The sequence below is a fragment of the Mitsuokella sp. oral taxon 131 str. W9106 genome, assembly GCF_000469545.1.
Lineage (GTDB): Bacteria > Bacillota > Negativicutes > Selenomonadales > Selenomonadaceae > AWVT01.
This window is the reverse complement of the sequence record NZ_KI273051.1, coordinates 60,318-72,267: the sequence shown is the minus strand read 5'-3', so window position 1 is coordinate 72,267 and position 11,950 is coordinate 60,318. Positions and strand designations below refer to the sequence as shown.

Below are 11,950 nucleotides of genomic sequence, written 5' to 3'. Positions count from 1 at the left end.
CTGGATTTAGCGTACGCCGGGATTGGCCTGCGCCTCTTCCTCGTTTTCCGCAGCCAGGTCATGCTTGTTCCTCATGCGGCGCGAGAGGATATTCGCCGCGATCGATCCCGAAATGTTATGCCAGACGCTGAAGATCGCGCCCGGAATCGCCGCCGCTGCGCCGAAGTGCAGGAGTGCGAGCGATGTCGCAAGACCGGAATTCTGCATGCCGACCTCGATCGAAATCGCCTTTGTCTTCGCCATGTTCATGCCGAGACTCTGTGCGAGCACGAAGCCGAGCGCGTAGCCGAAGAGGTTGTGGCACATGACGACAGCCATGATGAGCAGCCCCGTCTCCATGATGCGCGCCGAGCTCACAGAGACGACGCCGCCGACGATGAGCACGATCGCGATGACCGACACGAGCGGCAGGAGCTCGACCGCCTTCTGCACCTGCGCGCCGAAAAAGGAATTGAGCAATAGGCCTGCGGCGATCGGCACGATGACGACCTGCACGATCGAGACCATCATCGCGCTGAGCGGGATGTCGACCCATGCGCCCGCGAGCCACCACGTGAGCAGCGGTGTCACAATCGGTGCGAGGATCGTCGTCGTCATCGTCATCGAGACGGAGAGTGCGACGTCGCCGCGCGCGAGATACGTCATGACGTTCGACGACGTGCCGCCCGGGCAAGTCCCGACGAGGATAACGCCTGCCGCGAGGTCGGCGGGCAAGTCAAATGCCGTCGCGAGGAGCCAGGCGAGCCCTGGCATGATCGTGAACTGTGCAATGGCGCCGACCGCAACGTCCTTTGGTCGCTGCAGCACCATCTTGAAGTCCTGAACGCGCAGCGTCATGCCCATGCCGAACATGACGATGCCGAGCATGAGCGCAATGTGCGGCGCGACCCACTTGAACGTCCACGGCTGGAAGAGTGCGATGGCAGCGACGAGAATGACGAAAACCGCCATATACGTCGAAATGAAGCGGCTGAGCTTCTCCAAGAATTTCATAAAAAGTCCCCCTTCTGATAGCACATCATGATACACACTTCGGGAACTTTTGTCAAATTGCAGACCGCTCAGCCTTCGCCCGGATTCTCCTCGCGTATCGCTTGCCAGAGATCGCGCACTTTTTCAAAGAGTTTCTTCTCGTTCTCACGCAGGCTTTTGTCGCCCATAAGCTGCGAGAGGAACGGGATCGCGCGGTCGATATCGTGCATGCGATAATAGATGACGCCCGACAGGAACGTCGCCATGTTGTCCGTCATCGTGCCGATCGGATAGCGCTCCCGCATGACCGACTGTTCGTAGAGGTGCGCGGCGTGCCCGAGCGCGCGCATCTCCTTCTCCTCGTTGCCCGTCTCGCGGTAAGCCCATGCCCAATGCAGGTAGAGCCCTGCCTGCTTCGCGAGCGATTCGTCCGTAAGCTGCGCGTAGAACAGCGCGAGCATGAACGAAATCTCCGCATCGCGCTCCGTGCGCTCAAGCGAAAACGGAAGCGGCGATGGCCTTCCCGCGACAAAGCCGAGGATCTTATCCTTTTTGCGGTCGGGAAACACCTCGGCAAACGTCTTCTCATCCGCTGCAAAGCTGCAGTGCTCGCAGACCCAGATGTGATAGAGGCTCGCCTTCACCTCCTTGTAATGGACGCAGAAATCTTCGTCCGTCTTTTCGACCGAAAGCCTTGCCTTCAGCTTCGCGACCTGCGTCTCCTCGCCGCAGACCGGGCATTTCTTTTGGACCGCATAGGTAAATCCGCTCATAAGCTGCTCCCATTTATCGCATCGAAACCTTTTTGCTTCATTATAGCACAATAAATATAGAATAAGAATTTTTTCCACAAAAAACGCCATAGAAGCACCTTGCCTCTACGGCGTTTCGATTACGACTTAAAGAGATTTTTGAGATTGTCGAGGAAGCTTTTCTGCTCGGGGTTGACCTTGTCGCCCGAAAGCTCACCGAACTCGCGCAGCAGCTCTTCCTGCCGCGCGCTGAGGTTCTTCGGCGTGAGCACCTTGATGACGACGTGCTCGTCGCCGCGTCCCGAAGAACGCAGGAACGGGATGCCCTTGCCCTTGAGGCGAAGGATCTGCCCGCTCTGCGTGCCTGCCGGCACCTTCATGTCGACCGTGCCCAAAAGCGTCGGCACCTGCACCGTCGCGCCGAGCGACGCCTGCACGAAGGAAATCGGCACCTCGACGATGACGTCCGTTCCGTCGCGCTTGAAGATCTTGTGCGGCTTGATGAAGACGTAGACGTAGAGATCGCCGCTTCCGCCGCCGTGCGTGCCCGCATTGCCGCCGCCCGGCACGCGCACGCGCGTGCCGTTGTCGACCCCTGCGGGGATGCGCACCTTGACCTTGCGGCGCACGCGCTTCTGCCCTTTTCCGCCGCACGCGGTGCACGGCTTTTTTACGACCTTGCCCGTGCCGCCGCAGCGCCCGCACGTCGTCTGATTGACCATGCGGCCGAACGGCGTATTCTGCACCTGCTGGCGCATGCCGGTGCCGTGGCAGTCGGGGCACGTCTCAGGGCTGGTGCCCTTCGCTGCGCCCGTGCCATGGCACTCGCTGCACTCCTCCGTGCGCGGGATATCCAGCCCGATTTCCTTGCCACTTGCCGCTTCCTCGAACGTGACTTCAAGGTCGTAGCGGAGATCGGAGCCGCGCTGCGCGCGCGGTGCGCCGCCTCGCCTGCCGCGTCCACCACTGCTGCCGAAGAACATGTCGAAGATATCGCCGAAGTCGCCCGCGCCTCCGCTGCTGAATCCGCCGAAGTCGCCAAACCCGCCGAATCCGCCGGTGCCGCTTCCGCCGCCCATGCCGCCTTCAAATGCCGCATGTCCGTACTGGTCGTAAGCCGCCTTTTTCTGCGGGTCCTTCAGGACTTCGTACGCCTCGTTGACTTCCTTGAATTTTTCCTCTGCCGTCTTCGGGTCGTCGCGGTTGAGGTCGGGGTGATATTTGCGCGCCATCCTTTTATAGGCCTTTTTGATTTCCGCATCCGAAGCGCCCTTTTGCAGCCCGAGCACCTCGTAATAATCGCGTTTCTCGCTCACCTTGCACCATCCTTATTCGATCCGTATCGAAAAACCACCGACCGAGCGGGCGGCAAGCCGCCTGCCAATCAGTGGTTTCACCCAATCCACGCTTCTTATTTCTTGTCGTCTTTGACTTCCGTGTACTCAGCGTCAACGACGTTGTCATCTGCCTTCTGCTCGCCCTGCGCCGCTTCCTGCTGCTGGCCGGGTGCTGCACCTTCCGCAGCGCCCGCTGCAGCACCAGCTGCCTGCGCCTGCTGGTACGCGGCTGCACTCATCTCGTAGAGCGGCTTTTGAAGTTCTTCCGTCGCCTTCTTGATGGCATCGGTGTCCGTTCCCTTGAGCGCTTCGCGAAGCTTCCTGACCGCGTCCTCGACCTTTTCGGCCTGCGCCTTATCCGCCTTGTCGCCGAGATCCTTGATCGTCTTCTCCGCCTGATAGGCGAGCGCCTCGCCCTGATTCTTGGCGTCGACGGCTTCCTTCTGCTTCTTATCCTCGGCGGCATGCGCCTCGGCTTCCTTCACCATGCGGTCAATGTCTTCCTTGCTCATGCCGCTGTCGGACTGAATCGTAATCTTCTGCTCCTTGCCCGTGCCGAGATCCTTTGCGGAGACGTGCACAATGCCGTTCGCGTCGATGTCAAACGAAACCTCGATGCGGGGAACGCCGCGCGGTGCAGGCGGGATGTCGGAAAGCTCGAAGCGTCCGAGCGTCTTGTTGCCCGCAGCCATCTCACGCTCGCCCTGCAGCACGTGGATGTCAACGGACGGCTGATTGTCGGCTGCCGTCGAGAAGACTTGGCTCTTGTGCGTCGGGATCGTCGTGTTGCGCTCAATGAGCTTCGTGCAGACGCCGCCGAGCGTCTCGATGCCGAGCGAAAGCGGCGTGACGTCGAGGAGCAGGACGTCCTTGACTTCGCCGACGAGGACGCCGCCCTGAATCGCGGCACCGACGGAAACGCACTCATCCGGGTTGACCCCCTTCGACGGCTCCTTCGAGAGCGACTTGCGAATCGCTTCCTGCACGGCAGGAATACGGGACGAACCGCCGACGAGGATAATCTTGTTGATGTCGCTGCCCGAAAGCTCCGCGTCTGCCATCGCCTTGCGCGTCGGCTCCATCGTGCGTTCGACGAGGTCTGCCGTCATCGCGTCAAACTGTGCGCGCGTGAGCGTGAGGTCGAGGTGCTTCGGCCCAGAAGCGTCCGCCGTGATAAACGGCAGGTTGATGTTCGTCTGCGTCATGCTGGAAAGCTCGATCTTTGCCTTCTCCGCCGCTTCCTTAAGACGCTGTGCCGCCATCTTGTCCTTTGAGAGGTCAATGCCGTTTTCCCTTTGGAACGACTCGACCATCCAATCCATGATTTTCTTGTCGAAGTCATCGCCGCCGAGATGTGTGTCGCCATTCGTCGCGAGGACTTCAAACGTGCCGCTCGAAAGCTCGAGAATCGAAACATCGAACGTGCCGCCGCCGAGGTCGAAGACGAGAATCGTCTCGTCGTCGTCCTTGTCGAGGCCGTAGGCGAGCGCCGCTGCCGTCGGCTCGTTGATGATGCGCAGGACCTCAAGTCCTGCAATCTTGCCCGCGTCCTTCGTTGCCTGGCGCTGGCTGTCATTGAAGTACGCCGGGACGGTGATGACCGCCTGCGTGACCGTCTCGCCGAGATACGCCTCCGCATCGCTCTTGAGCTTCTGCAGGATCATGGCCGAGATTTCCTGCGGCGTATACGACTTGTCGTCAATCTTCACCTTGTAGTCGCTCTCGCCCATGTGCCGCTTGATCGATGCGATCGTGCGGTCGGGGTTCGAGACCGCCTGCCGCTTTGCAAGCTGGCCGACGAGACGCTGTCCGTCCTTCGTGAAGCCGACGACGGACGGCGTGATCCGACTGCCTTCCGGGTTCGTGATGACGGTCGGCTCGCCGCCTTCCATAACGGATACGACGGAGTTCGTCGTGCCTAAATCAATGCCAATTACTTTCGACATAATAAAATCCTCCTCCATGTATATAACAGTTGATATGCACGGTATTCGCTGTATTAATTGGAAACGACCTGCACCATGCTCGGACGAAGCACACGGCCGTGTGCCGTATAGCCGCGCTGAAGCTCCTTGACGATCATCTCATCTTCGAGCTCGGGATCTGCGACGCGCATGACAGCTTGGTGGAAGTTCGGATCGAACTTCCTGCCCTCGGTCTCGATAGGCTCAAGCCCGTTCTTTTTCAAGATCTCGCCGAACTGCGTGTAGATCATCTCGACGCCTTTTTGAAATGCTTCGCCATCCGTCTTTTCGGCGGCCATCGCGCGCTCGAAGTTGTCAACGAGCGGCAGCATGTCCTTGAGAAAATCCTGCTTGACGACGTCCGCCAGCTCGATGCGTTCCTTGCTCACGCGGCGGCGGAAATTTTCGAAATCCGCCTGCAGGCGAAGCACGCGGTCTTCTTTTTCCTTGAGATCGGCGGTGAGCCTTTCGACCTCGGCGCGAAGCGTTTCCGCTTCCTCTTCCGGCGTCTCTGCCTGCGCTTCCTCCTGCGCGTCCGCTTCGTCTACAGCTTCTTCCTCAGCCGTTTCATCCGCCTTCAGATTCGCTTCAGCCTCGTCGATTTCGCGCTGCATCTCTTCCATCTTCTGTGCATCCTTCTTCTTTTCTTCTTTCATAAATGATGGCAATCCTGTCACCTCTTTCGTCGAAATCGCGCCGCTACAGTTCGAGACGGCTGATGACATTCGTCAGATTCGCATTCATGTATCCGAGGAGGCTCATTGCCTTCGCATACTCCATGCGCGTCGGGCCGAGGACGGCAATCGTCCCCAAAAGCTCGCCGTTTAAGTGGTACGTCGCCGTGATGACGCTCGAATTCTTGAAATGGCTGTCCGCATTCTCCCTGCCGATCGAGACGGCAAGCCCATCGCCCATGTGCGCGTGCAGGAGATCCTTTACAAGCTCTTCCTTTTCGAGGACGAGCAGGAAATCCTTGATGCGCTCTGCATCGCGGAACTCCGGCTGCCCAAAGAGCTCCCGCGTTCCACCGAGGTAGAGCCGCTCCTCTTGGCTCTCGTCGAGCGCACGATGGATGACGGAAAGCGCCGCCTCGTAGAGCGACTCGTCGCCGATCTCTGCGCGCATCTGCGTCAGCAGATGCGGCTGGATGTCGGCGAGCGTGCACCCGGAAAGGTTCGCGTTGATGACGCCCGCCATGCGCTGGAAATCCGCAAACGAAGCCCCTGCTGGGATGCGCACGATCTTGTTCTCGACAAAGCCCGCGTCCGTCATGAAGACGGCAACCGCGCGCGCTGCGTCAAGCGGCAGAAACTGCAGGCAGCGGAACTGCGTGCCTGCCATCTGCGGCGCGAGCACGATCGCGACGTTTTTCGTCACGCGCGAGATGATGCGCGCCGTCTCCTGGAAGACCTCGTCGATGCGCCGCACGCGCGCCCGATACCAACGGTTGATCTGTGCCTTTTCCGCATCGCTGACCGGCTTCGGCGGAATAAGCCCGTTGACGTAGAACCGATAGCCTTTCGAAGAGGGAATGCGCCCCGATGACGTGTGCAAATGCTCCAAGTAGCCGAGCATCTCAAGATCTGCCATCTCGTTGCGTATCGTCGCGGGACTGACGCCGAGATCGTACTTGCGCGCAAGCGTCCGCGAGCCGACCGGCTCCGCTGATGCCACGTAGTCGTCGATGACCGCTCGCAGCACGCGTTCCTTGCGCGCGTCCAGTTCCCCTGTCACAAGCATCTCTCCTCTCCGAAGTTGTTAGCACTCGCCTTGACTGAGTGCCAGCCTCGAATCTATAAAAAATATACACCGTAAAAAGCAAAAAGTCAACAGCTAAAATGTCAAAAAGTCAAAGTTTTTTTGATGGACATACAAAAACCGCTCGGAAACATCCGAACGGTTTTTTCTGTCTTATGCCTGTACGTCGATATTGGTGCCGAGATTCGGATCGAGGCTCCCTGTCATTTCGCCGAGAAGCTCTTCCGTGCCCTGCGTCGACGCTGCCATCGCCATCCTCAGCACGCCGACACCGAAATCCTGCGCGGCTTGCTGCTGGCTGCTTACGACCGACATGGCCGCGATGCTCATATCCATACGCTCACCTCCATTGCAGCCTCTTCCTATCGAGAATATCGATGCTTTGCCTCCATCGCTTAAATCAAATGAATCCAATTGTCTTGGCGGCGAAAATCCAGCCAAAGACCGTCACGCTCGCAAACAGCGTCGTGGCGATGACGCAGCTACCCGCAAGCATGGCATCGCTTCCCATCTGCTGCGCCATCGCAAAGCCCGCGACCGCGCACGGCGTCGAAAAGATGGAGAGAATGGTCACGAAATCGACGCCGCGAAAACCGAGGAGCGCCGCAGCCGTGAGCATGACGGCAGGCACGACGACGAGGCGTGCGACAGTGCAGAACGCGAGCTGGAACGGCTCGGCCTTCACCCCGTCGAGGCGGATGGACGCGCCGAGCACGATGAGCGCGACGGGCGTCGTCGCCATCGCGACCTCATGGAGCGGGGCAAGGATGGGATGCGGCAGGGGAAGCCCGACGACGCGGCAGAAAAGCCCCAAGAGCGCGCCGCGGATCATGGGATTGCGAAGAACGCTTGCCGCGATGGGGATAGGTGCGATAGGCCCGCCGCGGAAGACCTCGAGTATGATGACGCCGAGCACATTGTAGAGCGGCACGACGACGGGTATCAACGCCATCGGCACGGCGACCAGCTCCTGCCCGTAGATGTTGGCGACAAGCGGCACGCCGAGCAGGACGTAATTGCTGCGGTAGATGGCCTGCACCATCGCGCCGCGCCGAAAATCCTGCTTTTCCACAAGGCAGACAACGGCAATCGCTACGAAAAACAGCCCCAATATCCCGAAAAAGGCAAAGCACATGAGCTGTGGCCGGAACGTCTTGTCGAAGTCCGCCGTATAGATGTTGTAGAACATCATGCAGAAAAAGAAAATCTGAAAGACCATCGCATTGACGTTTCGGATCTCCGCCTCCGTCAGGAGATGGCGCAGGCGCACCGTCACGCCAATCCCGACGAGGACGAAGATCGGCACGACCGCGCCGAGCGCCACGAGAAAATGATCAAGCAAAGAAACAGCCTCCCCTGCGTGCAAAAGTCATCCTTATCAAAAGTCATTCCTATTATGACACAAATCACAGAAAAGAGAAACTGCCGCATACGAAAAAACTATCCAATAACCTCCGATATACGGTATAATAAAAGGAAACCGATTTTAGCTGGAGGGAATATATGACTGACACGAACCACGGCCCGCATGCGGCAAAAGGCAAGTATGACACAAAAGCAAAAGCCCAAGTGCTGTACGAAAAGGCGATCCATGCGCTTGGGAATGACGATATGGAAGCCTATGTCACGCTTCTCAAGAAGGCGGCTGCGCTCGGAGATGCGTCTGCGATGAATGGACTTGCCATGCTCTATCTCGGTGCCTGCGATCCCGCCGACCCAGCCAGCGCGGAAGCATGGGCCAAAAAGGCTCTCGCAGCCGGCAGCACCGAAGCGCTCTTCACAGTCGGCGTCGCCTACGAAGCGCAGGGACGAACCGAGGAAGCACTCGATTCATTCCGCAAGGCAGCAGAGCACGATGACGACAGGGCAATGCTCGCCCTCGCTGCGTTCTACCGAAACGGCGAATCCGTCAAGCAGGATCTCGGCGAATCGTTCCACTATATGCTGCGGGCAGCAAAGCTCGGCAACGTACTCGCGATGAACTCCGTCGGCACGCTCTACAACGAGGGCATCGGCGTCGCGCAGAATCTCGAAAAGAGCGCCGCTTGGTATCGGCGTGCGGCGGAACTCGGCGACCCGACCGGCATGAGCAACCTCTCCTTCTGCTACGAGTCCGGCGACGGCGTCCCGCTCGATAAGGCCGAGGCGCGGAAGTGGCGCCATCGCGCGGCAAGCCTCGGCGACGGCCCCGCGATGTGCCGCACGGGCGAAATCGAGTTGGAAAAGGCCCACTTCAAGAAGGCTGTCTTTTGGTTCAAAAAGGCAGCAGTCGCAGGCGACGCCGATGCGATGAGCTATTTGGCGAATGCCTACCTGACAGGCGAAGGCATAAAGAAGGACGTCAAAGCCGCGTTCTCGTGGTACCAAAAATCTGCCGAAGGCAGCTCGATCGACGGCATGTACGGACTTGCCATGTGCTACGACGAAGGCTACGGCACGCCGCCGAACGCGGAGCTCGCCGATCTGTGGTACAACCGCGCCGAAGCGCTCAACCCGTACCCGGACGAGTACGACGACTGAATGCGAAACGGATAAGGAGTCCCATCATGCCAGCAGGCGAAGAACCGGACCGCATCTTCGGCAAGGCGCAGCAGACGTACCGCTGGAGCAGGCTGAAGAACATGGCGCCCGCCACGCAGTTCCGCCTCGTGAAGGAGGAAGTCTTCCCGTTCATCAAGAACCTGCACGCCGACGGCGCCTCCTACGCGCGCTTTTTCTGCGCATCCTGAAGCGCGGCGAACGGCGACCTCGCCCCACAGGATATCCCGAAGAAAACGGCATTCGCAGGCGTCACGAATATCCAGCAAATCTTTCACGGCAGGATTCAGGACGCACAGCGCATCATGGAGAAGGTACGCGAGGTCAGCGCAAGCAGTACGGACATCGCGTAGCCGTCTACGCGAATCGCCTTGACATCGGATTCCGACGGGTGCTATTCTAAATCTGTCTGATTCTACTATGGAAGGGATTTTTCGATGGAACAGGAAAAAAGCTCAAATGGAGCAAAGAAAATCATTCTTTCAGGCATTCAGCCGACGGGCACGTTTACGCTCGGCAACTACCTCGGCGCGGTAAGGAACTGGCAGAAAATGCAGGAGGCGTATGCCTGCTACTACTTCATCGCCGACCTCCACTCGCTCACGGTGCATATCGAGCCGGCAAAGCGCCGTGCGCAGACACGGGAGGCGTTCGCGCTCCTGCTCGCCTGCGGCATCGACACCGAAAGAAGCCTTGTCTTCGTGCAGAGCCACAACCGCTGCCACGCGGAAATGGGCTGGATCATGGACTGCTGCTCGCCATTCGGCGAGCTCTCGCGCATGACGCAGTTCAAGGACAAGGCCGAAAAGCATCCCGACAACATCAACGCGGGACTCTTCACCTACCCCGCGCTCATGGCAGGCGACATCCTGCTCTACCAAGCGGACTACGTTCCCGTCGGCGAGGATCAGACGCAGCACCTCGAATTCACGCGCGACGTCGCGACGCGCTTCAACCACACCTACGGCGAGACGTTCAAGCTCCCGGAGGGCTACTTCCCGAAGGCAGGCGCACGCGTCATGAGCCTGCAAGATCCGACGAGCAAGATGAGCAAGTCCGACGAAAACCCGAAGGCGACGATCTCGATCCTCGATGAGGAAAAGGCGATTCTCAAGAAGTTCAAGAGCGCCGTCACGGACAGCGAAGCATGTGTCTGCTTCCGCGCGGACAAGCCCGGCGTCAGCAATCTCATGACGATTTATTCTGCCGTCACGGGCAAGACGATGGAGACCATCGAGACGGAATTTGCGGGAAAAGGCTACGGCGACTTCAAGGCTGCCGTAGGCGAAGCCGTCGCAGACGAGCTGCGCCCCATCCGCGAGAACTACGCGCGCCTCATGGATGACCGCGCCTACCTCGAAGCCGAGATGAAAAAAGGCGCCGAGCGCGCAGAATGCATCGCACGCAGGACGCTGGCGAAGGTCAAGAAGCGCGTCGGGCTTCTGCTCGACTAACCAAAGGAAAACGGTTGCATTTCCTTATAAAATGGTGTAGACTGTAACTCATTAACTGTTACACGTTTACACCATTTTATTATTTTGATATACGATTGTTGCACGGAGGAAATTATATGTCTATATCGCGTTGCAAGCTCTTGCTGCTCGCGTCTATCTGCCTGCTTGCCCTTGTGCTCTCAGGCTGTGGGCTTGGCAAGATGGCGCGTGAGCACCAGCAGGCGAATGGCGGACCCATCGATCTGAAGCTCGCCTATCACCTGCCGGAAAGCCACTATCTCGCGCAGGGCATGGAGCGATTCGCCGCGCGCGTCAACGAACGAAGCGACGGGGCGATCCGCATAAAGACTTATCCGGCAGGACAACTGTTCACGGATAAGAGCATGAACGATGCCATTCTTTCCGGTGGTCTCGATATGGGACTCAACTCAACGGCGATGTGGACGACCGTTGTTCCCGCACTCAATGTGCTCGACGTGCCGTTCGTGCTCCATTCCTACGATGCCGTCGCGCGCGCAATGGACGGCAGTCTCGGCCGCACGCTCACGAATGAAATGGACAAGAAAGGCGTCCATCCGCTCATCTGGGTCGACTACGGCTACGTGCAGTTCTGCAACAACGTGCGCCCGCTCAAGGAGCCCGAAGACTTTGGGGGACTCGAACTTCGCGGCTACGGGCAGATCCCGGCTGAAACGATCAAGGCGCTCGGCGCGTCCCCCGTCACGATGAGTTCCGCCGAAGTCTACATGGCGATGCAGCGCGGCACAGTCGACGGACAGACGTCGGGCACGACGGCGATGTACCAGCGCAGGATCTACGAGGTCGGCAAGTACCTCACGATGACAAACCACGCCTACTGCGAGTTTGTGCTCGCAATGAGCGGCGCGGCATGGGACCGCCTGACGGAGAAGCAGAAACAGCTCATCGAACAGGCTGCTGTCGAGACGCGCGACGAGATCCGCCAGCAGGCAAAAGAAGAAGACCTCGCAGCGATGGAAAAGCTCAAGGAAGCGGGCATGGAAGTCTACACGATCCCGCCGGAGGATATCCCGAAATGGCAGGCAGCGACAATGTCCGTCCGAGAGAACTTCATCCGCCAGCTAGGGGATCTCGGGCGTCAGCTCGTCGACCAGTGCCTCGCGGCAAATTGACTCTTCGACCAAAGCCGAAAGGAA

General features: G+C 59.0%; 12 protein-coding genes. 4 read left to right on the top strand and 8 right to left on the bottom strand.

Annotation, left to right across the window (positions count from 1 at the left end):
* Nucleotides 1-6: 6 nt before the first annotated feature.
* From HMPREF1985_RS00880 to HMPREF1985_RS00845, 8 genes are all read right to left on the bottom strand, one after another.
* Nucleotides 7-993 carry a bile acid:sodium symporter family protein gene (locus HMPREF1985_RS00880; protein ID WP_021770525.1) on the bottom strand — a complete coding sequence of 329 codons (987 nt, stop codon included), beginning with the start codon at nt 991-993 and terminating at the stop codon, nt 7-9.
* Nucleotides 994-1,061: 68 nt separating this feature from the next.
* Nucleotides 1,062-1,745, bottom strand: a complete 684-nt coding sequence (locus HMPREF1985_RS00875; RefSeq protein WP_040636633.1) for a DUF2225 domain-containing protein — start codon at nt 1,743-1,745, stop codon at nt 1,062-1,064.
* Between the two features lie 119 nt (nt 1,746-1,864).
* Nucleotides 1,865-3,040, bottom strand: a complete 1,176-nt coding sequence (dnaJ, locus tag HMPREF1985_RS00870) for a molecular chaperone DnaJ (RefSeq protein WP_021770523.1) — start codon at nt 3,038-3,040, stop codon at nt 1,865-1,867.
* Nucleotides 3,041-3,135: 95 nt separating this feature from the next.
* A complete protein-coding gene (gene dnaK, locus HMPREF1985_RS00865; RefSeq protein ID WP_040636631.1) occupies nt 3,136-5,007 on the bottom strand; it encodes a molecular chaperone DnaK in 1,872 nt (623 codons plus the stop codon).
* A 53-nt stretch (nt 5,008-5,060) separates the two neighbouring features.
* Nucleotides 5,061-5,681: a nucleotide exchange factor GrpE gene (gene grpE, locus HMPREF1985_RS00860; protein WP_021770521.1), complete on the bottom strand. Its 621-nt coding sequence runs from the start codon at nt 5,679-5,681 to the stop codon at nt 5,061-5,063.
* 43 nt (nt 5,682-5,724) lie between these two features.
* Nucleotides 5,725-6,759 (bottom strand): heat-inducible transcriptional repressor HrcA, encoded by a 1,035-nt coding sequence (gene hrcA / locus HMPREF1985_RS00855; RefSeq protein ID WP_040636629.1) that lies wholly within the window; start codon nt 6,757-6,759, stop codon nt 5,725-5,727.
* Nucleotides 6,760-6,936: 177 nt separating this feature from the next.
* Nucleotides 6,937-7,119 carry a YjfB family protein gene (locus HMPREF1985_RS00850; RefSeq protein WP_021770519.1) on the bottom strand — a complete coding sequence of 61 codons (183 nt, stop codon included), beginning with the start codon at nt 7,117-7,119 and terminating at the stop codon, nt 6,937-6,939.
* A gap of 64 nt (nt 7,120-7,183) precedes the next feature.
* Nucleotides 7,184-8,125: an AEC family transporter gene (locus tag HMPREF1985_RS00845; RefSeq protein ID WP_040636628.1), complete on the bottom strand. Its 942-nt coding sequence runs from the start codon at nt 8,123-8,125 to the stop codon at nt 7,184-7,186.
* Nucleotides 8,126-8,286: 161 nt separating this feature from the next.
* Between HMPREF1985_RS00845 and HMPREF1985_RS10735 the strand changes: the two genes are divergently transcribed.
* The 4 genes from HMPREF1985_RS10735 to HMPREF1985_RS00825 all read left to right on the top strand — a co-directional run bounded on the left by HMPREF1985_RS10735 (nt 8,287) and on the right by HMPREF1985_RS00825 (nt 11,926).
* Nucleotides 8,287-9,303 (top strand): tetratricopeptide repeat protein, encoded by a 1,017-nt coding sequence (locus HMPREF1985_RS10735; protein ID WP_021770516.1) that lies wholly within the window; start codon nt 8,287-8,289, stop codon nt 9,301-9,303.
* Between the two features lie 26 nt (nt 9,304-9,329).
* Complete coding sequence (locus HMPREF1985_RS00835; RefSeq protein ID WP_021770515.1) at nt 9,330-9,512, top strand: hypothetical protein; 183 nt, start codon at nt 9,330-9,332, stop codon at nt 9,510-9,512.
* Nucleotides 9,513-9,758: 246 nt separating this feature from the next.
* A complete protein-coding gene (gene trpS / locus HMPREF1985_RS00830; protein WP_021770514.1) occupies nt 9,759-10,775 on the top strand; it encodes a tryptophan--tRNA ligase in 1,017 nt (338 codons plus the stop codon).
* 116 nt (nt 10,776-10,891) lie between these two features.
* Nucleotides 10,892-11,926 (top strand): TRAP transporter substrate-binding protein, encoded by a 1,035-nt coding sequence (locus HMPREF1985_RS00825; protein ID WP_021770513.1) that lies wholly within the window; start codon nt 10,892-10,894, stop codon nt 11,924-11,926.
* Nucleotides 11,927-11,950: the final 24 nt, after the last annotated feature.